Genomic DNA, 22,839 nt, shown 5'->3' on the forward strand with positions numbered 1-22,839 from the left:
CGACCGGCTTATTGATTATTATTATAGGCTTTCTCATTTTTGGAAACGTTATCATTTTTGTTCTTATTTATATCGATTTTTGCTTTTTTTCATTGTGCTTCATGTATGTTTCTGGAAGAAAGCGATATAGCTTTTCAAGAGCCTCCTCATCTACATGACTGGAATACTCTCTTCCTTTTTTATCATGATGCTGGATATACCTTGCACTGGCAAAATGCTGTTTTCTATATTGATTTGGGGTAATGTGAAAGGCTTCTTTAAATACTCTGTGAAAAGAGTTTAAATTGGAAAATCCGCTTTCCATTGAAATTTGAATAATCGGCCATTCAGTCTCGGTTAGATAACGAACCGCATGTTCCAAACGAACGCTGTTTAAGTATTTTAAAAAGGACTGACCCATATGATCGTGAAAATACCGTGATAGATAAGAGATCGTCAACTGTTCTCTTTCCGCAATATCCTGCAGCGTAATCGGCTTCATATAGTTTTGTTCGATGTACGAGGCAACAGAGGATAAACGTTCAATAGCCCTCTCGCTTTTTTGCTTTATTTTTCTATTGTCCTCCACTCTAAAATAAGACAGAAGCTGAAAAACCAGATCAAGTAAAAGAGAGTGGATTTTAATATCGCCATTCGCTTTTTTCTCTCTAAGAAACCACATGAGCTGCGCTAGTGATGAGCGGATGGCATCAAACAGCCGCTGATCTTCCTGCTGAAAAGACTCACATTGAAATCTCTCTGTTTCGATGTTTTCGTAAAACTTACGAATAAAAGAAACAGGAACTTGAAGAACTAGCAGTTGATTTACTTTATTGGATTCGACTCCATGTACCTCATTGCTGTTAATGAACATCACATCGTTTTCTCTTAACTGATACTCTTTCCCCCTGGAAAAAACATTCACCTCTCCTTTTAACACAAATAAAAACTCAATCCGGTCGTGCCAATGCATCGCCACATACTTTACACTCGTCATCAGCATAAACATTGGAATTTCTTCTCCAATCACAACGCTTTCATACGGATAATTCATTTTTGTCCCTCCCTTTCAAATGAAAATAGAAAAAGTAAAGAATACATCCCATTAGAATGAAAATAATGGATGAAAGAAACATAGTAGAGTAACTGTATAGCCGTACTAATACTCCGCACAAAAGCGGACCAATACCGTAGCTGATATCCATTCCTAGAAAAAATGTGCTCATCGCCCTCCCCCTTCTACTAGCAGGTGTCCTCCTCAGGACAATAGATTGGAGTGCCGGCTGTATGGTGCCATATCCCATGGCTAAGAAAAGAGCCACGGTCATAAAAGATAGAAATGTTTCGGCAATAGATAAGAGCAATAATGACAAACAGGTCATCAGCATACTTGGAATCACCACAAATGCTTCTCCTTTTTGATCAGCCAATCGCCCGGCTGCAGGCCTTGCCAGCAAAATGATGCCCGCATAAACGATAAAAAACCACTCAATATTCGAAATCTCTGCTTGCTTTGCATACAACGCTAAAAAAGTCACAATAGCGCTGTACGGAAGCGTTACACAAAAAGCGATGCAAGCCATTATGACAGCGGTACGGCCTTCTTTCTTGCCGACTTCTGTTTGCTGATTTTTCTTATTTAGATTAGTATCTCGTTCTTTCTGATTAAGACATAAACAAAATAAAATAGCTGCCCCAATGAAAAGAACGGCTAAACTGAAAAGAGCCGTATAATGGTTTTGATTAGCTAAATAGAGACCAACAGCCGGTGTAACAGCCATTGATACGACCGTTGCCATACTAAAAAAGCCGACCCCTTCCGCCAGACGCTTTTTAGGAATAAAATCTGCTGCAATCGTTGCCGCTGCGGCTGTGGTTATACCGATCCCAAAGCCGTGCAGAAGTCTTAAAAGAGATAAAATAAACGTAGATTCTCCCCATACATACAAACCACTTGCAATCAAATGAAAAAATAAGCCTGTTATGTACACATTTCGCTTGTTTTGGCTGTCGAGCGCTTTTCCCACATAGGGCCTTGAAAGAATAGCGGTAACAGCCATTAAGCCGGCCAGCATCCCGATTACCTGCTCACCTTTTCCGATTGTTTGAAAGTAAACAGGAAGAGAGGGCACTAAAATCTGATAGCCCATCTGTGCGCAGCTATGGGCTATCAGCAATAGAATAAAATGCCGATTCCAAAGTTTTGTCTCCTCTTGGTTCATTTCTACCTTCAGTTTAATCACGCCCATTCTCCGCAAATAACATATGTTACTAGATGAAAACTCGTTTTAGCGCTCAGTATCTAAACAAACCGAATCAATCTATTTTCTTGTACATTTTAGTCATTATAGCGGTTAAAAATTTTTCGTGTAAGTAAAATATTAAAGAATTGTTAATAATTTGGAAAAATGAGGCATTTAAAGAGTGTTAGTGATACGATTCGAATAGCACTAACCCGTCAAAGAGCCTGTTCCTAGTTCTTGAAATATAATTTTTATTCGAATTTTACACATAATGTATTATAAAAATAAAAATAAGGGACCTAAAATCATATTAAATCCATACAAATCTCTTGATTATCAATGCCTCACTAATAACAAAAGTGTACTTAATCAAAAGTGTATGTTTGCTAAATTACACTTTTGATTAAGTACACCTATGTTTACTAACTTTTTGATTGCCTTAATATTTGAACAAAAAAATCCAGGAATCTACTTGGAGATTCACTGGATTTTTAATGAAATTTCCTTATATAGTCACATTTTCTGCTTGGTACACATGCACAGCTTTTTCCTGCGCAAGGAGACAAAGTTCAGCTGCTTTAAATACATGCTCTTGGCTCATAGCTGTTTCCGTTCGGTTTAAACAGTCCAAAATCAACTCGCCGAAAAATGGATATCCCACTTTTCCAGCTACGTCAAAATGGTGTTCCCCTTTACCGTCGACTAAATAGACATGGTCGCCTTGCTGCTGTCTGGCGATGTCTACGTATTTTCGAACTTCGATTGTTCCTTCTGTTCCGACAATAAATGTACGACCGTCTCCCCAAGTGCTAAGGCCATCAGGTGTCAGCCAGTCTACTCGAAAATACTGGGTCGCTCCATTATTGCCAACCAATGTTGTATCCCCAAAGTCTTCCAGTTCCGGATAATTTGGATTATGATAGTTAGCTGTTTTGCTGTGGAGAATTTCTGCATCATCACACCCTGTATAATACAGGAACTGTTCAATCTGGTGGCTGCCAATATCACATAGAATACCGCCGTATTTTTCTTTTTCAAAAAACCAATCCGGCCGGTTGTCTGCGTTTAACCGATGAGGGCCGAATCCGGTTACTTGTACGACGCGTCCAATTGCGCCTTTTTTGACAAGCTGCCCAGCAAAAACCGCACTTTCCACATGCAGTCTCTCGCTGAAGTAAACCATGTATTTTTGACCTGTTTCTTCTGAAACTCGTTTTGCTTCCTGCAGCTGATCCATGGTTGTAAAAGGCGTCTTGTCAGTAAAATAATCTTTCCCGCTTTGCATAACCTTGACGCCAAGCGGCCCCCGGTCACACGGGACGGCTGCTGCTGCAACGAGGTGAACCGTTTCATCTGTTAATATTTCTTCTAGTGAAGAAGCAGCTCGGGCACTTGGATATACTTTTAAAAATGATTCTACTTTAGTTGAGTCTGAGTCATATACCCATTTTATTGTGGCGCCTGCTTCAACCAATCCGTTGCACATACCATAAATATGACCATGATCAAGAGCTGCCGCCGCCACAAAAAACTCATTTTGTTTCACAACCGGACTTGGTTTTCCTTTTGGTGCATAATTCATTCCATCTTGATTGCTCATATGATCATCTCCTATTTAGTGTGTTCCTTCTACGGATAGTACGACATTTCCTGATTTCTCTTTTACGAAATTGGACGCTTTAATTTTTTCTTGCAATGTTTTATAAAAAAGATCCGCATCGATAGGAAGCTCTACGGATTCTTTTAGCCAGGCTGACAAATAAATGGCATTGGAAATTTCAAGTCCTTTGATCCCTTCTTCTCCAGGTGCCAAGAGTGGAGTCCCTTTTAAAATAGCATCGACCCAATTCTGCATAATTCCAAGGTGCTGAGTATTTTCACCTTTTACTGGAATTTCAATTTTCCAATGTTCTGGTTCACCAAAACCGCCCGTATACGTTGCATTAAACTCCCGCTCTGACTGAGTCAGCCGGTAAAAGATTAATTGATCATTTTCAACCACGATTTTGCCGCGGTCTCCGATGATTTCAAAACGATTTGTTCCGGGAGCTTCCCCAGTTGACGTAATAAATACACCTGTCGCTCCATTTTCGTATTCAACATACGCGGTAACATCGTCTTCCACTTCAATATTGTGATAACGGCCGAAATGGCAAAAAGCATGTACCCGTTTTGGCATTAAACCTGTGGTCCATTGCCATAAATCAAGCTGATGCGGCGATTGGTTCAGTAAAACGCCACCGCCTTCTCCCTCCCATGTTGCTCTCCATTCACTTGAATCATAATAACTTTGTGAGCGGTACCAGTCAGTAATAATCCAGTTCGTTCGTTTTATTTCACCTAGTTCACCTGATTGAATAAGCTGCCGCAACTTTTGATAAAGGGGGTTCGTTCGCTGGTTATACATAATGCTGAACACTTTGCCGCTTTCGGCCGCTGCTTCGTTCATACGCTGTACGTTTTTCGTATATACACCTGCCGGTTTTTCGATCAGAACGTGTAACCCTTTTTGAAATGCCTGTTCAGCTAAAGTCGGGTGATCATAATGAGGCGCAGCAATTAGTACTGCTTCGATATCTGCTTGATTAAAAAATGTGTCTGGATCCGTAAAACAAGCTAACTGCCCGCCGGTTTTTTCATTTGCGGCTTTTAAACGGTCTTCATTAAAGTCACAAACCGCTGTTAATTGACCGCCTTTCACAAGCCCGTTGGCAAGCTGTGAAACGTGCGAGCTTCCCATATTTCCTAAACCAATTACACCAATTTTAACTTTTGTCATATTCGTTCCTCCACTTCGTTCACGCAACTTTATGCTTCCGTACATACTTTTCTGTGTAAAACACTTGCCACATTGCTATGGAACTGGCACCACAAAGTAGTGCTACAGCTGGAATGGTCATAAATAAGAGTCCAAGCGCCATAATGCTGAACAGCCCAAACATGGTTTTAAATGGTGCCTGCAAAAAAAGCCGAAAAGCTTCTTTGAACACGATACTTATTCGCTGCTTCGTATCGATATAAAGCGGAAAAATATACATCAGCATTACTGCATATAGGAAAATTAACTGTATGGTAATCATTTTCCCTAACCAGCCCATTGTCGAGTTTCCTTGTAAAAAGAACTGAAAGTCTATAACAAGCAGCAACCCGATCACCATTAATAGCAGGCCAGTTTTTTGGCTTTCCCAGAAAAATTGTCGATATTCTTTCCGAAATTCGGAAAATAAATGCGTTACTTCCTCGCCGTCCGTCCACTTTCTTACAATGCTGAATAGCGCAGCAGTTGCTGGACTAAAACCAAACAAAACACCTCCAAGTAACGTGAATACAATCCATAGTGCATTGATATAGACGATTCTCGTCACCCATTCCATCCCTGTGTAAAGCGTTCCTGTTACATATCCTTGATTCATGCAGGTTCCTCCTCATTAGTTAATTAAAGCCTGCAACGCCCTTAAGCTTTCTTTTTTGTTTTGGCTGAATGAAGGAACAATTATGGTCATCTCTTCCGGAATCGCCAAATCAAGATGGGCAAAAGCAGATTGATCGGTTTGTAATGGCAGTCCATAAAGATGGCGTTCGCCTGTTTTATTGTTTGTTATATAGTGTTCCTGCACGAATGGATAAGCGGACACAGGCATGAGTTCATCAAGCGGTGTTAACCCGTTTTGAGTAAGTAGTCCTTCTACTAAACCTGGTTCTGCCACATACACATCACCGGCTCTTTCAGCAAGTAATACAGAGAATTTTTCCCTCGAAAGCGGATAAATGGACACATCAATCGTTTTATTCAATTTGACCTGTTCAGCCAAAAACTGTTCAATTTCCGCCTCCTGTCCCATTGCTTTGTCTGTAAAGAAAAGAAGTCGGAGATGGTTTTCTTCTGAAACAGCAGGCCGGCAGCCAGTCAACATGAGAATACTGACGATCAGGATGATCCATTTATCCATTTCAACTTACCGTCCTTTTATTTCTTCATAGTGGTTCTTTAATTCCTCATAGGCTTCATCCTGGGAGAGTACACCAAACATAAGCTGCTCTCCAACTTGTCTATAGGCATTGTTTTGGAATTCTCCCCAGCCTTGCGGACCGCCATTGAATGGCTGTGCATCTGGTGCTGTATCATTGACTAGCTGCAATTGGGCTTTGTCAGAATCTGTGAAACTGCTGCTCATTGAATCTAAAATTTTCTTAGAAACCGGAAGGCCGCGTGATACACCTAAGATTTCAGCTGCTTCTGGATCATTAATGAAAAAGTCGATCACTTTCTTTGCTTCTTCTTTCTGTTTCAAGCTTTCGCTGACTGACCAGAACATAGATGGCTTCAAGTATCCGCCTGCTTCTGCGTCTTTTGGTGCTTTCACAAGCGCATACGTATCCGGTTTTACGCTATCAAAGCTTGGAAATTGAGCAGCAAAGCTTTGTTTAATTAAAACGGAATCATTCAATAGAAGGTCATTTTTCGGATCATATTCGACTTCTGCTACTGTTGTTTCCGCAGGAGAAACAACTCCTTCTTTCCGTAAATCTTCAAAAATAGAAACCCATTCTTTCCATGTTTTTTTATCAATATTGAAATCGCCATCTTCAGTCGTCAAGTGGCCTTTGCCTTTGCTAAGCTGGTACATTTCATATACCGCTGAGTCAAATGTAAAATCACGCATTGCATATTTTCCGTCTTTAAGCTTTGGCTGTACTTCTCTTGCCAACGCGAATAAATCATCCCACGTCCAGTCTGCTTTCGGTGTTTCAACACCTAACTTTTCGAAAGCTGCTTTGTTATAGATCATTCCAAACGCGTTATTTCCAAGAGCGACGGCATATAGTTTATCATTTACTTTTCCGGAATCAACGAGAGTCGGATCCATATCCTCTACATTGATGCCTTCCGAAAGATCAGCCAATTGATTGCGTGTAGCGTATTCCTGTAAGTACTGGGCGTCCATTTGAACTAAGTCCGGTGCGTTTTGAGCAGCCGACTGCGTAGCAAGCTTGTCCCAATATCCGTCCCATCCAGAAAACTCTGTTTCAAATGTGACGTTTGGATTTTTTTCTGTATATAAATCAAGTACTTTCATGGTTGCATCATGGCGTTCCTGCGAGCCCCACCATACAACCCGTAAACTTACTTTTCCGTCTGTACTTCCGCTTTCCTCTTCTTGCTGCTGCGCCTGTTGTGCGCTGCATGCGGACAATGTAAATGTAAGCAGTGCCGCAAGGAAAAAAGATAACCACTTTCTTTTCATTACTTCCTCCCCCATTCCCCCGTAATGTTGATTACACCTCAATTATAAAACGCTTTCATAAATGCTTATATAAGAGAGATGCACAATTATTGTTAAAAATGTACACCGATTATTGTTTCAATAAGTCCGTTGGATTGACCCCGGTATGCTTTTTAAACATGGAGCTGAAGTAAGGGGTATTTTTATAGCCCACCTTTTCTGCAATTTCATAAATTAAATAATGGCCTTCTAAAATTAAATACTTGGCTTTTTCCATTCGAACATTATTTAAATACTGGTTAAATGATAACCCGGTCACTTTTTTAAAAATCTGGCTTAAATAATTGCGGGAAAGAAACACTTTTTCTGCCATCTGATTTAACGTCAGATTTTCATGATAATGGCTGTCAATGTATTCAATTACATAGTCAACGGTCTGCTTGTGGCGGACATTTTCTTTTTCCTCTTGTTGAATGCGTGAAAGAATAAGGTCTATGGAAGCAAGAATCCAGCGCTGAAATTGTTCTTTCTGATGAACTTTTTCAATTTGGCGTGAGGCTGTCTGATGATCGACAATTTCTTCAAGATTTACGCCCTTATCATAAAGTGAATACGTTAAAATAACCCATAAATCCTTGCAAATTGTCTGCAGGTGGGATGGCAAGGAGTAAGTCCACTCTTGTTCATCCAACATAAATTTGTTTAGAATTCGGACCGCCTGATCTTTTCTTTCCTGCTTGACCGCGTCAGAAAGCTCCCGGTAAAATTGAACCGGCTTACGGAAAGCTGATTTTTGCGAGTTGAATTTCGACTGCTCACTTGCCGGTACATCTTCGTAGCGAATAATGGGCTGGGATAAAATTTTTGAAAGTGAGTAAATGGCTTCCTCTGTTGATATCGGTATTTCTTCCCAATTGGTTTTCACCTGTCCTATTCCGATTTTATACTTATAGTCTTCTTTTAAATGCATCAGCTCTATCAACTTCTCAGCTACATTTTGGGCAGCTTTCTGACAGACTTTGTTATCCGTTTGCACATCATAAGACAGCAGAATGGCTGAATATATGTAATTAAGTTCAATCCATTCCACATTTTTTAAATACGGTAATGCATGATTCGAAAAAAAACAGCTGATATTTTCCTGAAGGCTGTCCCATTCAATAGCCTCATTATCTTTATCCAGCTTCAATACCAGCACCTGGTGTTTTTGTTTTTGCAAATAGTCGGTTTTTTGTTCCTTGCGGGCGACTTCCTGGTCTTCCATCCCCGTTACCAGCGACTTTAGCCATGTATTTGAAATTAAAGATTTATAATAGTTGATTTTTTGCTTTATTTCCTCCTGTCCGCTTTGTTTCATTCTTTCTTCTTCTAATCTTGTTGTTACTCTTTTTAATGCTTCTTCCATCGTTTGAATGGTAATGGGCTTGCTTAAATAATCTTGGACTTTCAGCCGAAGGGCCGTTCTTGCATATTCAAAATCAGAATAGCCGCTTAAAATAATAACACTGCCGGTATATTGATTTTCCCGTAAAGCCTGCATCATCTCCAAGTCATTCATGACCGGCATGTAAATATCGGTTAATACGATATCCGGCTGCATGTCCATAATAATCTCAAACCCTGCTTTGCCGTCTGATGCCTCTCCTATACATTCAATACCCAGCTTTTCCCACGGAATGGCTTTTTTCATGCCCCGCAGTACACTTGGATCATCATCGACAATAATCGCTTTCCACATAAAAGGCCCTCCTTTATTTATGCAGTTTCTTCGGAATTTTAACAAAAACGGTTGTTCCTTCACCGACCTGGCTTTCAATGGATATTGAACTATTTGCTCCAAAATGGGCAGAGAGTCGGTCCTGCACATTTTTAATGCCATATCCCCCATCTGCAGTTCTTTTATTTAGCATTTGGTCTTTAGAAAACCCTGTGCCGTTATCACGGATAATAATGTACATCATTTCCCCTACATCGTGCAGATTAATAGAAATCATCGCTTGCTGCTGTCCACGCAGACCATGAATAATTGCATTTTCGATAAACGGCTGCAAAGTCAGCTTGGGAATATAATAGTGCAGATATCTTTCTGGAATATAGATCTGATAGTTAAGCGCTCCTTCCAAACGAATTTGCTGAATTTGAATATAGGATTCTAAATGTACCAGTTCGTCCCTGAGAGGGATCAGTGCTTCACCTTTAGAAAGGCCGATTCGAAACATCCTTCCCATTAACTCCAGGACGCGGCTTATTTTCTCCTGTCCTTCTTCAATGGCCATCCAGTTCAACTGATCGAGCGTGTTGTATAAAAAGTGAGGATTGATATTTGCTTGAAGAGCGTCTAATTCTGCTTTTCTTTTCTGCTGATATTCTTGTTCTAAATCGCTGTATAGTCTTTTAATACGGTTGTTTAATTTATAATATCCACGAAAAAGCGTACCAAATTCATTCCGGTAATCGTCTGGAAGCTTTGGTTCCCGTTCCTTTAAAGAAAAGTCATTCATGCTTTGAAGCAGTTGGTTAATAGGTTTTGTAAACTGCTTCGATAAATAATAGGTCAATATAACAATAAGTCCAATCGTAACCAAACTGATAAACAAGAGCAGCTGAGCCAGCTTGACACTTCCGCTAATAATCTCATTCCAGGGGGTTACTTCAATTAGAATCCAGTCTGAATTAGCTAATTTTGACCAAACAACAAACTTTTCTTCCTGTCTTGAGGAGCCATTTACATTTACATTTTCATCTTTGCTTAATTCAGTAAAAGCATTTAAGTATTCGCTTACATTTCCAGCGCCATTGTACGCAATAATGCTATGACTCGAATCAATTAACAGACGATCGCGGCTATCCACTTCCCCATTCATTAACTTAAGGAAACGATCTGTTTTTGTGTTGACGACCACAATGCCTGCAGCCGTGCCGTTGCGTTTATATATTTTACGCGCAAAGCTGATCACCGAAATGTTTCCCTGCGGAGATGAAATAATATGCTTCTTCAGCCAGGCAGAGTCTGCATTTTCCATTGGCTGAAGCCAGTCAATCGATTGGTAGTCCTTAAATGAAAAGTAGCGGATAGGCCCTTCTTGAACCCTCGCTGGAGGGGATTCAAGATATACATCGACTGTATCGACTACTGGGATACTAAACATTGTGTTGAAGAATGATGTATTAATTTCAGAAATAAGCTGATAAGATTCATATGAATCTTTTGTTCCCTGCAAATAATTTTGCAGGTCCTCATTCCGTGACAGTGCAATCGTCACCTGCTCAACAGACTGTTTTTGCATGCTGATTTGTTCATTAATTTTTCCAAGCAGGTTCTGCTGGTAAAAAGATGTGTTTTTTTGCATTTCAGCTACCGAAACCCTGTAACTGACCAAGACAAAGACTGTAAGCAACAACATTATTAAACTGGCAAATGCAAAGAAGAATACATTCCGTATTGGGTATTCTTTAAATGGATTTTTCATTGCGTCCCCCTTTCTCTATTTCTCAGAATAGCAGAAAAAAGGCTGACGCGTCAGCCTTTCAAACCAGTACTTGCCGCTCCATCCACAATATGGCGCTGGGCAAAGAAGAAGATAATAATCGCTGGAATAACAGATACGAGTGACATAGCGAACAGCTGACCCCATGGGACAGTAGAGTTCGCATCAACAAACATTTTCAATGCAAGGCCAACCGTATAATTTTCTACTGAATTCAAATAAATTAAATGGCCCAAAAAGTCATCCCAGTTCCAGAGAAAGCAATAAATCGCTACTGTAACGAGAGGCGGTTTCATGAGTGGCAAAATAACACGCCAGTAAATGCCGAACCACGTACAGCCATCCATCTTTGCTGCTTCATCCAGCTCTTTCGGAATCCCTCTAATAAACTGTACAAGCAGGAAAATGAAAAACGAACCGCCAATTCCGCCTGCCAGTGAATGCGGAACGATAAACGGTAAATACGTATCCACCCAGCCGAATGCGTTGAACATATCGTATTGTGGAACAAGTGTAATCTGGCTTGGCAGCATTAACGTACCCAGTACAATAGCAAACCAGAAATTACGAAGCGGAAAGTCCAGGCGAGCAAACGCAAATGCGACTAAACTGCATGAAACAATCGTTGTGAATAATACACCTGCAATCAATTCAAAGGTGTTCATAAAGAAGTGGCCAAACGAGTAACCAGGAATAGCATACCAGCCTTCCGTAAAGTTAGAAAACATCAGCTGGGATGGAAAAATACTCGCTGAATTCATTTCCTCATTAGACTTGAACGCTGCTCCCACCCACCATAGGATGGGATACACCATAAACAGGGAGACTACGGCTAGTGTAAGATGACTTATCCATTTTTTCTGCATATTACTTTCCACCTTTCGCTTCATAAAAGACCCATTTTTTCGATGATAAAAAGATTAAAGCAGTGAAAATGCCGATAATGACGAGAAGTACCCAAGCCAGAGCCGAAGCGTAACCCATTTGAAATCCTGCAAACGCCCGTTCATATAAATACAAAGCGAACATGTAAGTCGATTGAACAGGACCACCTTTTGTAATAACAAAAGCCTGGGTAAACATTTGAAACGAACCAATAGTCTGAAGAACGAGGTTAAATAAAAGAACAGGTGATAATAAAGGCAGTGTAATGGAAAAGAATTGTCTTGCTTTTGAAGCACCGTCTACCGAAGCAGCTTCATATAATTCAGGTGATATTTGCTTTAATCCGGCTAAGAAAATGACCATTGAGGAGCCAAACTGCCAGACGACTAATAAAATAAGTGTGCCCAGTGCTGAGTCAGGATTTGAAATCCAGTTCGTTCCTTCGATTCCTAAAATGCCGAGAAGCTGGTTAATCAGTCCATCCTGGCCAAATAGATTCCGCCATAAAATAGCCACAGCGACACTTGTGCCAATCAATGAAGGCAAATAAATCAATGTTGTGTAAATCGACATGAATTTTAATTTCTGATTTAAAAAGAGGGCCATCATTAAAGCGGTAATAAGCTTTAATGGAACGGAAATAACGACAAACAAAAGAGTAATGTACAGTGATTTATAAAACATGGAATCACTGAAAAACATTTTGCTGTAATTGTCGAGGCCAACCCATTCAGGAGCTTCTAATAATGAGTAATTAGTAAAAGAAAAATAAAGAGACAGCAGCATTGGATATAATGTCAACAAGAAAAAGCCGATCAGCCACGGTGAGAGAAACAAATAGCCGGCTACTGGTGATTCCCACCGTTTCCTTCTATGTTTTTCTTTTGAAAACAACGAATTTTTTATAACCCCTTTTGTTTTGATTGCGCTTTCATTTGGCTGCTTCATAAATCCCCCTCCATCCCTTTTTTTAAAGTATACGAAATCAAAGGGAATGAATATATGAGAGAAATGCACAATAACTATTAATTTTTCACACAGTTTAAGTGAACTGCAAAAAGACACTGTGACTCTTTAACAGAGTGTTATACAGTGTTCTTTACATTTTCCTTATTCTATATGAATTCCGCTTTTTACCTGCTTCCAAATTTCCGCATAGACCTCTTTTAACGGAACGCTAAATTTAACAGCAATCGCTTTGCAGTCTTCATATTCTGGCGCGTGCTATACGATCTCGCCGTTCATCATTTACCGTAACAGGCCCCCAAGGTGTGTTTACCTTCATAAACTGCCGCTCCTTCTACAAATATTTTCTTGGTTCCACAAGCTCCTTCTGTAAATTATTTGAAAACAAAAAGCCAAATCCGACGATGGATTTGGCTTTCATGTTAACGACCATATGGTGTACTTTTGTTTTGCATGATTTTAGAGAAACTTATCGAGTCTACTGCTTAATATCGTTATTCATTTTCACTTCTTATTTTAATGGAATTTTTCCAGCATGGGCAGGCAGGCCGGTTTCACCTGCATGATCCGGCTTACCAATCGCTTTTCCCTGGTTATAGGAAAGACCGAACCCATACTTATACTTGTCTCCAGCTTTATTCACATATGCGTAATCAGGATATTCCTCCTCCGCAAAGCTAGGAACATCTCCCACCTCTTTGTTCACTGCATCCTCATTCGCAGGAATAGCGAACGGAAGCTTTCCTGTAGGGTTGAATTCTCCCCGGATTACATCCATTACGGCTTCTGTCTTCGTTCCATATGTGCTTAAAACGGCTGCTGCATTAGGCTCAATTTTATCAATCAGCCAAGGACTAATGAAGTTTACGGCAGTAATAGTTGGAACCGTTTTTTGTATCTCAGCAATTTTTTCAACATTAGCGATGCCGGTTTCTGGCCCCACTGAAATACGTGGATTATTGTCCCAGTTAGACTGCGCTGGTTTAACCCATACAAAAGCATGAGTTGCTTCTTCGAGGTTTTCCACAATGGTGATTGACTCATCATGTTTTTTAATGGCTGTTTTTAAATTTTTATTGGCAGCTTCAGCGTCTCCGCCAGTAAACATCTCAACATAAAGCTTTACTTTTTGAATTTTAGCATCCTTTAGTGGCAGGAGGTTCTTGTCATTACGCAGTAAAACAATAGACTTGTGATGTGCTTCATCTGCCAGCTTTTGTGCTTTAGGGTTGGCAACAGTATTAAGAGCATTTTGCGGGTCTACATATGGGTCTTCAAACAGGCCTAAATTCATCATTTCGGTTAACAGCAGAACAACAGATTCGTCAATTTCCGCTTCTGTAAGTAAACCCTGCTCAACTGCAGTAATAATGGGTTGAGGATCAGAAGAACCAGAAATAATATCTGTGCCGGCTTGTATTGCTTTCGCTACCTTTTGTGCCGGCGTTAAACTTTCAGCTCCCCAGGCATTCGCTCCAACAGCCCCTGTGTCGGAGTTCACATAGCCTTTAAAGCCGAGATCATTCCGTAAAAAGTCCAAAATTCCCTTATTCAAAGCAAAGCCCACTTCTTCAAATTGCTGGGTCTCGCTATACCAAGGCAATCCTTGGTCAGCACTGGTGTTGCTTGGATATGCATAATAAGGCATGACGGATGCTGCATTCGCTTTGATAGCCGCCTTAAAAGGAGGGACGTGATACTTAAGAAGGCTTCCTTCGGTTGGATAAGGATTGAATTTCCCCTCTACGAAATGCGGATCCAGACCATTGTCTCGCGCACCGCCCCCTGGAAAATGCTTTACTGTGATAGACACACTATCTTTGCCAAGCTCTTCTCCTTGGAAACCTGTAATCACGTTATAAATCATGTTTGATGCAAGAGCTGGATCTTCGCCAAAAGTATCTTCAATTCTTGCCCAAAGCGGGTCCGTGGCAATATCAGCTGTATACCCATAAACTTTCCGGATCCCAGCTGCCCGCCATTCCTTTGCAGCAATTTCGCCGAATTCCTTTACTGCCTCTGCATCACGCGCTGCTGCAAAGCCAAGTGCGCCCGGCCAAAAAGTGTGCGCGCCTTTGCCGCCGTCATTATTTGTGTAGTCCGTGGAAGAATGATTTCGTGGATTTGAAGTGACTACCACTGGGATTCCTAATCTTGATGCCTCTCCCAGCTCTTGGAGTTGATTGGTATACTTTGAAACCACCTCTACAGAAGGTGATTGGCGGTAAATAACATAACGCATGTTTTTCTCAACTATCATTTGGTCATCTGCTTTTACATATCTGCCATCTGCTGGATTTGCAATTGGAGTATGTGTATTAATTAATAGTAAGCCTGCTTTTTCAGCAAGTGTCATTTTGGAAACCAGATCGGCTACCCGTTGTTCAACTGGCTTTCTCCAATCTTCATAAGAATCCAGGCTTCTGTCTCCATCCAAATCTCTGAACTGGTATCCTCCTGCAGAAAGAACTCCTTTTCTTGCTGCTTCAATTTCGGGCTGCCCAGTAGCAGGATTGGCCAGCACACGGTACGTAGTTACATCTGCACCTGAGTTTCCAGGTGTCGTGTTTTCAGTTGGATCTACATACCCCAAGTCTTCACGACTATCAGCACTGACCTGCGGCGTTACGACCGGGGTTAATACCGATAATGTGAGCGTACTGGCTAGGACCGTTTTTCTTAGTTTCGAGGATTTCTTTTTTATTCTTGAAGATATTGAAGCCATTTTTCCTTCCCCCTTTTCAATTAAACAGCTCTTTGAAAAAATGACGGATCAACAATCAAGTGCTACGCGTTATTACCTGTTACCGATAAGTTACCTCCTTTTTAAAGCGCTTTCATTTTAAGTAATTATATTTAAAAGAATAATTGAAGGGTTAGTGGTTTTTTTTAGATCATTTTGTGATTTTTTTATCGCCTTACAGGCTAGAAGACTCCTTCAAATTGATTCAAAGATGAATAGCCGGTAATGCAATAAATAAGAACGACTGGGTTCTCCTTTCAATAGGATTTGTCCAGCCGTTCTTATTCAAACGATTTCTTTCTTATTTGTCTTAATGGACTTCAGACAGGCATCGATTACTTTTAAGTTTAAATAAGACTGTTTAAACTGAGCTTTTGTATCCCCATTCTTTTCAAGAATAGCAGCTGCAAATTGATCAATTTCTGTTTTGTATTGGTCAGCATAAAATCTCTCTGTTCGTGTAACTGAATCGTTTTCGATAATGACCAGCCCTTCGCCGCCGTGCCAGTCAGGGCGGAATGCGCGTGGAACAGTGATTTTTCCTTTTGTACCGATCACTTCATATTCGCTGCGCCTGAATGAGTGGAAGCCGGATTCAATGTATGCAGTGATTCCGTTGGGAAAAGTCATATGCGAAAGCTGGCTTGTATCGACACCGCTTACCGGATCTATGACAGCATGAGTTTGTACGGTTTCCGGCTCTGCACCTAAAATTGTTCGAATCGAGTGAATGCCGTAGCACCCGACATCATATAAACTGCCGCCGCCCGTTTCTTTCTTCATTTTGATACTTCCGAAAGGCTGTTGGAGGAAAAACGTAAAAGCGGCACGCATATTTGTCACTTCACCAATTTCACCGGATGCAATAATTTCTTTTACCCTTGCATGCTGCGGGTGGACGGCATACATAAAACCCTCCATGAAGAAAGCATCATGTTTCAAGCAGGCTTCTTCCATCTCTTTTATTTCAGAGCTGTTTAATGCAGCCGGCTTTTCACAAAGAATATGCCTGCCTTTTTCTGCTGCTTTTATAACCCATTCTTTATGAAGATGGTTTGGCAGCGGGATGTACACTGCATCAATCTCCGGATCACCCAGCAAATCTTCGTAACTTCCATATGATTTTGGAATGTCATTCTTCTGTGCAATTTCGCGTGCTTTTTCCTCGTTTCTGCTCGCAATGGCTGTAACTTCCGCAAGTGCTGCTCGTTTAAACGCAGGAATCAGCTCTTTTTGGGCGATGCCGGCTGTACTTAAAACACCAAAACGAATTTTTTTCAACTTTATGCCTCCTTGGCTGATTTTCGAAATTCCGATGGTGTGCATCCTGTCATTTTCTTAAAGTTGTTGCTAAAGTAAGCGACATCTCCATAACCAACCCTATCTGCAATTTCCGACATTCTTAACGTGGTGTGCAGAAGGAGATGCTTTCCCTCTTCAATACGAAGCTCGGTTAAATAATCAATAAATTTTTTATTTAATTGCTGCTTAAAAAGCTGGCTCAAGTAACTCGGGTTCACATGAACTTTTTGGGCTGTGTCATGCAGTGTTACTTCATTCAGGGGCGTCTTTCGTATATATTCGAGTACCTGCTCAATTGTCGTAGAGGGGACAGCCGGATTGCTAGCTGTACTTAAAGCTGTTTTTATTTGCTTACCGGCCTCTTCCATTTGAAGCCATTTTTCAAGGCTTGCCCGCAAGTCCTCTTCTTCAATCGGTTTTAAAAGATAGTCCATTACGCCGCTTCTCAGTGCCTGCTGGACAAATTGAAATTCATCATGAACGCTGATCACAATAACATCCTGCTTTTCTTTAACGTTAGCGAGCTCTTTTACAAATGTCATTCCATCCATGATTGGCATTCTCACATCTGTCATGATTAAATCCACTTGATTTTCTTTTAACCACTCTAGCGCCTGGAGCCCGTTTTCACATTCCTGAACGACTTCTACAGGCAGATTAAGCTTGTTGATTGTCCACTTTAGTGCTGTACGGACCCAGCGTTCATCATCCACTAATAAAATCCGCTTCATATCGCTTCCTCCCTGCTGCCGGCGGTTAAAGGCACGCACATCGTGACTACGGTGCCCTCGCCAGGCTTGCTTTGAATGTCTATTCCATATTCCTCTCCGAATAAATACAGAATGCGCTGATGAACATTTATCAGTCCGATATGCTCCCCGCTGCTGACTGCGGAATGCCGCTTTAAGTTATACTTCATTTCGGACAGCACTTCTTCTTCCATGCCTGAACCATTGTCGGAAATAGAAATGATGCACGCTTTTTCGGACACGCGAAGCACTGCGATCGAAATCATTATTTGACGGCTGCTTTGACCGAAGGCATGCACAAAACAATTTTCTACGATCGGCTGCAAGGAAAATTTGACCACTTCTACTTGCTCCGCCCATGCCGGAATAGAAAGCTTATAGTCAAATCGATCACCAAAACGGAACTTTTGAACCTGCAGATACATTTCGCAGAATTTCACTTCTTCCCTGAGACTGACCGTTAGTGTGTTATTTTTCAAGTTGTATCGTAGCAGCTTTCCGAGTGAATTTGACATCACGGCAATATCTTCCTGGCTTCCTTCAAGCGCCATTCCCCGGATCGTTTCGAGCGAATTATATAAAAAGTGTGGATTAATCTGCGATTGAAGCATCTTCAGCTCACTTTCTTTTTGTTTTAATGAAAGCTCGGCTTCTTTTAGTTTTGATACGTAAACTTCATCAAGAAGGGCAGACAGCTTTTCAACCGTGTTGTTAAAACCCATTGTCAGCTGGCCGATTTCATCTTTTGACTCAACATGTACTCTGCCGTCAAGCTTGCCTACTTCCACCTCTTTCATAAAATACTGTAAGCGCTTAATCGGACGAACGAGTGCAGAGGCAAATCCATAGCCGGCAAGATAAGCCGCAACGAGGGCTACAATAATTGTGATCAGAATCGTTTTCCTGATTTGATTAATACCCATCGTTAAATTGTCGTATGGAACAGACGTCAGAAACGTCCAGCCGAGATTGGAAGAATGGGTATACGTGACAAAGTTTTTCGTGTCGTTTTTCAGCATGACCGAATCGCTGTCTTCTATTTTCAGCTTTGATAGCAGCTCCGTGTCTCCATTTTGCCCCAGCCTGCTGTAATCGGGGTGATAAACATAATGCCCTTCTGCGTCCAATATGGAAAATGATCCGTTTCTGGTGATCGTGACTTTGTTTGAAATTTCTTCAATGCGTCTGAAATTAATATCAATTACCAGCATTCCTACAGGCTTGAGCGTTTGTGAATTGTAAAGCCTGCGCACGAGCGAAATAACAGGCTGTTCCTTATCTTTTGTTTTCAATGTCCGGCTGACAAGTCTAATCATGCCGTTATGAGGAATAGACTCATACCAATATTCTTCTTTCATTTTCGGAGCGGGATAATAATTCCGGTTTCCAAGTGTATCGATCACTCTTCCCGAGTCTGTCATGATGGTGATATTTGAAATATCTGGTCTAGAGTATTCCTGAAGTTCAAGGAAATTGCGGACAGCACTGCTGAGGGTTTCTTCTTGGCCGCTTTTCTCAGCGTCTGCTTGTATAAAATCTTCCACTTCAGATGAGTTAATAATTTTCAGGCTGGTAATTTCAAACTCCTGCAAATAATACTCTATATTTGACTCGGCCTGATCGATCACATGCAGACTGGAAAGCCGGACTTCTTTCTCAATTTCTATCGCTGACCGCTGGTAGGAAATAATGCCAACCGCTAAAACGGGGAGGATGACTAATAAGCTGGAGAAAACAAACAGCTTATGCATAAAAGGCTGATCTCTTAATAAAATAAAGCGGTCCATAAACTCAATCCATTTTCTCCTTCTTCGCTTCATTGTCTTCCTCCCCTTTTATACAGATAGAACCCGGCACGCGTAAGCATGCCAGGCAAGCCTTCTATTCTATCATACGGTTACGGACGTGCTTCTTCAATAGCATCCATAATATCCTGGTGATCTTTTGAATACTTTTCGACTACTGGTTTTACAGCGTCCTGCAAAGGTTTCATATCTTTTACTTCAGTGAAAGTAACGCCTTCGTCTTTTAATTTCTTTTCAGAACGTTCCTCCCATTTTGCCCATTCAGCTTTTTGTGTTTCAACAGAATCAAGCGCAGCCTGCTTGATAATTTCCTGATCCTCTTTATCTAACTTATCCCAGATTGTATCACTCATCAACAACACTTCCGGAGTCCGCTGATGATGATCCAATAACACATGTTTCGCTTCCTGGTAATGGTTAGAAGAGTCGAGACTTGGCAAATTGTTTTCAGCTCCATCAATGATACCTGTTTGCAGGGCACTAAATACTTCTCCGTATGGCATCGGTGTTGCACTTGCACCAAGTGCGCTTAAGAAATCAATATTAATTTCACTCTGCTGGACGCGAATTTTCATCCCTTCCAAGTCTTTAATGCTCTTCAATTTTTTTGTAGCATAAAAACTGCGTGAACCGGAATCGTAATACGCAAGCCCTTTCATTTTTGATTGTTCTAATCCGTCAAGAAGCTCTGTTGCTTTTTTGCTTCCAAGGAAGTTCCATAAATGTTCCTCGCTTTCAAAAATATATGGAAGAGCCAGGACAGAGAAATCTTTATTGAATTCAGCTAATGGACTGGCATTGATTCTAGTAAATTCAATTGCGCCGAGCTGAACCTGCTCTAATACTGACTTTTCATCACCAAGCTGTGCAGAAGGAAAGACTTCAATTTTAATACGCCCATCCGTTCTTTCTTCAACTAGTTCAGCAAACTTCTCGTCTCCAACAACAGTCGGGTAATCAGCCGGCTGATTGTCCGCCAGCCGGAATGTGTAGCTTGCTTTCTTTCCATCAGCTGCTTCTCCTGAGCCTGCTCCTTCTTCACTGCCGCAGCCCGCCATCACAGCACTTGCAAACATAACGGAAGCTAAAATCCCCTTAAATTTCTTGTTTTTCATCGTGTACATCCCCTTTTCTTTTATTTTATCCATTCGTTCTGTTAGTCTGCCAGCATATTTGGCAGCCACATCACAACGTCTGGAATATACGTGATGACTAATAGAACAACAATTAATGCATAGAAAAATGGCAGCATCGCTTTTGTGGCTTCCTGTATAGATACCTTACCAATTGCTGAACCCACAAACAACACGGTTCCAACCGGCGGTGTCAGCAAGCCGATTCCCGCATTCAATATAAGGATAATGCCAAAGTGTACTGGATCCATTCCAAGGTTTGTCACTACAGGTAATAAAATAGGCGTCATAATTAAAATCATCGGCGCCATATCCATTGGGGCTCCAAGCAGCAACAGCAAAATGTTGATGATTAGCAGGATGATAATTGGGTTATCTGAAATCTGCAAAAATAAATCGGTGATCATGCCCGGTATTTGCAAATAAGCAAGCGTCCAGCCAAAGGAAGCGGAAGCAGCGATTAAGAAAAACACCATTGATACTGTTCTCATCGTCCGCTTTAAAATATTCCAAATACTTGAGATCGGCGCTTCACGATAAACGAAAAATGCCAGAATAAATGCGTACAAGCAGGCAAGTGCACCAGATTCTGTTGCTGTAAACCAGCCGCTCAAAATACCGCCAAGAATAATGACGGCGGGGCTTAGTGATAAAAAGCCATGAATTAAAATTCCTGATATTTCCGATTTCGGTACAGGCTCCGCTTTTCCATATCCGCGCTTTCTGGCAATCACATAACTTGTGATCATAAGCGCTGTGAGCATCATAACGCCTGGAACGATACCTGCCATAAACAGGCTGGCAATCGACACACCACCGGCGGCGAGTGAGTAAAGGACAAGATTGTGACTTGGCGGAACAACTACCCCTTGAATGGCTGAAGCAATGGTAACACCTACCGCATAATCGGCTTGGTAGCCATTCTTTTTCATCATCGGCACCATCACAGAGCCGACAGACGATACATCTGCAACCGCAGAGCCGGAAATGTTCCCAAAAAACAAGGCAGCGACGCTATTGACCATTGCCAGCCCTCCCCGAATCCGCCCGACCATCAAACTTGCAAACCGGACAATTCGTAAAGCGAGCCCTCCTTCACTCATGATTTGACCTGTTAATATGAAAAATGGAATCGCCAGTAAAGAAAATGAATTAATTCCTTGAACCATTTGCTGGCCGATGACAGGCATTGGCACCTTCAGGTAGATCACGGTAATCAGTGATGAAACAACAAGTGTAAGAGCGATGGGAAAACGAAGCAATATCAATCCAACAAAACTAACCAATAATATTATGGTGCCGACTGTATTGATGTCCACGTTATATTTCCTCCTCTATGCCCTGGTGCCGGGTTGTCTGAATGTTAAACAAATGAAGCAGTGCATAACCGGAAATCATCATCCCCGTAATCGGCATAGCCAAATAGGTAACGCTGCTCGGAAGTTTTGTTGCCGGCAGAGTAGAATCCATCATCAGCACGGTGAAATCCCAGCCTTGAATCACAAGGTACATCCCAAAAGCCAGTGTGCTCAGCATAATGACTTTATCCCAAACTTTGTTGAATTTTTTAGAAAACAGGTTTGTGAATGAGTCAATGCCTAAATGAATGTACTCGCGAAAGCCAATCGCGATGGACATAAATGCAAACCAGGCAAGCAATAGAAGTGTAACTTCCTCTGACCAGAAAAAAACAAAATTAAATAACTTTCGGGTCATGACTTGCATTGTGACAACAAAAATTAATGCAACAAGCGATAATAGCGCTGCCTTCTCAAAAATCGAATCAATCCATAACCCGGCTTTTTTAATGAAGTTCATTTGAATCCTCCTGTCTGAAAGCGTTTTCTTAACCTTATTTTAGAAATTTCAGAAAGATTAAGATATACATTTTTTTTAGGAGAATTTGTGATTTTTTTATGTGTGCGTCTATTAAAAATAAAAAAGCCCCAATGATTCAGCCAGTACAGCCGCAGCAGCTGCCCCGGTTGGCATCGCCCGTTCACTTTTAATCGATGTACGGGCAATCGGGACACCTTTTAAGATTTCCAGCGTCGCCGGTGCAGGGACAGGATGTTCCCATCACGCCATTTTAAACAAGGAAAGATCCCCCTTACCCCAAAGAAAATAGCAGCCCTTAAAGGAACTGCTGCAGCTTGTAGACAAAGCCTTCATTTTGAAGGCGATGTTTACAGGCTTTTTCTTACGATTAGTCAACAGATTTTCTTTATTTCCATCAAATAATTAAAAGACCATGTTCCTGAAAGAATGAGACTAAGATTTAAATTCTAGTTTTAGACATGACAAATAATCCTAGCACATAT

At 41.1% G+C, this 22,839-nt stretch carries 18 protein-coding genes and 1 pseudogene; all 19 read right to left on the reverse strand.

Annotation, left to right across the window (positions count from 1 at the left end; genetic code table 11):
* Positions 1–67: 67 nt before the first annotated feature.
* Complete coding sequence (locus M3221_RS21255) at positions 68–1,033, reverse strand: AraC family transcriptional regulator (protein ID WP_251273693.1); 966 nt, start codon at positions 1,031–1,033, stop codon at positions 68–70.
* Complete coding sequence (locus M3221_RS21260) at positions 1,017–2,222, reverse strand: MFS transporter (RefSeq protein ID WP_251273694.1); 1,206 nt, start codon at positions 2,220–2,222, stop codon at positions 1,017–1,019. Before M3221_RS21260 ends, M3221_RS21255 begins: the two co-directional genes overlap by 17 nt.
* Positions 2,223–2,727: 505 nt before the next feature.
* Positions 2,728–3,822, reverse strand: coding sequence for a Gfo/Idh/MocA family protein (locus M3221_RS21265; protein WP_251273695.1), 1,095 nt, complete (start codon positions 3,820–3,822; stop codon positions 2,728–2,730).
* A 15-nt stretch (positions 3,823–3,837) separates the two neighbouring features.
* On the reverse strand, positions 3,838–5,001 hold the full coding sequence (locus tag M3221_RS21270; RefSeq protein WP_251273696.1) for a Gfo/Idh/MocA family protein: 1,164 nt from the start codon (positions 4,999–5,001) through the stop codon (positions 3,838–3,840).
* 19 nt (positions 5,002–5,020) lie between these two features.
* Positions 5,021–5,635, reverse strand: a complete 615-nt coding sequence (locus tag M3221_RS21275; RefSeq protein WP_251273697.1) for a YesL family protein — start codon at positions 5,633–5,635, stop codon at positions 5,021–5,023.
* 15 nt (positions 5,636–5,650) lie between these two features.
* Complete coding sequence (locus M3221_RS21280) at positions 5,651–6,172, reverse strand: hypothetical protein (RefSeq protein WP_251273698.1); 522 nt, start codon at positions 6,170–6,172, stop codon at positions 5,651–5,653.
* Between the two features lie 6 nt (positions 6,173–6,178).
* Positions 6,179–7,468, reverse strand: a complete 1,290-nt coding sequence (locus tag M3221_RS21285; protein WP_251273699.1) for an ABC transporter substrate-binding protein — start codon at positions 7,466–7,468, stop codon at positions 6,179–6,181.
* Positions 7,469–7,577: 109 nt separating this feature from the next.
* On the reverse strand, positions 7,578–9,185 hold the full coding sequence (locus tag M3221_RS21290) for a response regulator transcription factor (protein ID WP_251273700.1): 1,608 nt from the start codon (positions 9,183–9,185) through the stop codon (positions 7,578–7,580).
* Between the two features lie 13 nt (positions 9,186–9,198).
* Positions 9,199–10,797, reverse strand: a complete 1,599-nt coding sequence (locus M3221_RS21295) for a sensor histidine kinase (RefSeq protein WP_251273701.1) — start codon at positions 10,795–10,797, stop codon at positions 9,199–9,201.
* A 170-nt stretch (positions 10,798–10,967) separates the two neighbouring features.
* Positions 10,968–11,801 carry a carbohydrate ABC transporter permease gene (locus M3221_RS21300; RefSeq protein ID WP_251273702.1) on the reverse strand — a complete coding sequence of 278 codons (834 nt, stop codon included), beginning with the start codon at positions 11,799–11,801 and terminating at the stop codon, positions 10,968–10,970.
* Position 11,802: 1 nt separating this feature from the next.
* On the reverse strand, positions 11,803–12,768 hold the full coding sequence (locus M3221_RS21305; protein WP_251273703.1) for a carbohydrate ABC transporter permease: 966 nt from the start codon (positions 12,766–12,768) through the stop codon (positions 11,803–11,805).
* 529 nt (positions 12,769–13,297) lie between these two features.
* The gene (locus M3221_RS21310) at positions 13,298–15,511 is read right to left on the reverse strand and encodes a glycoside hydrolase family 3 protein (protein ID WP_251273704.1); all 2,214 of its coding nucleotides are present in this window, start codon (positions 15,509–15,511) and stop codon (positions 13,298–13,300) included.
* 303 nt (positions 15,512–15,814) lie between these two features.
* Positions 15,815–16,810, reverse strand: coding sequence for a Gfo/Idh/MocA family protein (locus M3221_RS21315; protein ID WP_251273705.1), 996 nt, complete (start codon positions 16,808–16,810; stop codon positions 15,815–15,817).
* 2 nt (positions 16,811–16,812) lie between these two features.
* On the reverse strand, positions 16,813–17,562 hold the full coding sequence (locus tag M3221_RS21320) for a response regulator transcription factor (RefSeq protein ID WP_251273706.1): 750 nt from the start codon (positions 17,560–17,562) through the stop codon (positions 16,813–16,815).
* On the reverse strand, positions 17,559–19,400 hold the full coding sequence (locus tag M3221_RS21325) for a sensor histidine kinase (protein WP_251273707.1): 1,842 nt from the start codon (positions 19,398–19,400) through the stop codon (positions 17,559–17,561). The genes M3221_RS21320 and M3221_RS21325 overlap by 4 nt, the downstream gene beginning before the upstream one ends.
* Before the next feature lie 77 nt (positions 19,401–19,477).
* On the reverse strand, positions 19,478–20,500 hold the full coding sequence (locus tag M3221_RS21330) for a TRAP transporter substrate-binding protein (protein WP_251273708.1): 1,023 nt from the start codon (positions 20,498–20,500) through the stop codon (positions 19,478–19,480).
* A 41-nt stretch (positions 20,501–20,541) separates the two neighbouring features.
* Entirely contained in the window at positions 20,542–21,837 is a 1,296-nt protein-coding gene (locus M3221_RS21335; RefSeq protein WP_251273709.1) for a TRAP transporter large permease, read from the reverse strand.
* 1 nt (position 21,838) lies between these two features.
* A complete protein-coding gene (locus M3221_RS21340; protein ID WP_251273710.1) occupies positions 21,839–22,336 on the reverse strand; it encodes a TRAP transporter small permease in 498 nt (165 codons plus the stop codon).
* A 111-nt stretch (positions 22,337–22,447) separates the two neighbouring features.
* Positions 22,448–22,576, reverse strand: a pseudogene (locus tag M3221_RS21345) (nickel pincer cofactor biosynthesis protein LarC); the annotation flags it as partial.
* Positions 22,577–22,839: the final 263 nt, after the last annotated feature.

The sequence above is a fragment of the Domibacillus indicus genome (assembly GCF_023715895.1).
Classification (GTDB): Bacteria; Bacillota; Bacilli; order Bacillales; family Domibacillaceae; genus Domibacillus; species Domibacillus indicus_A.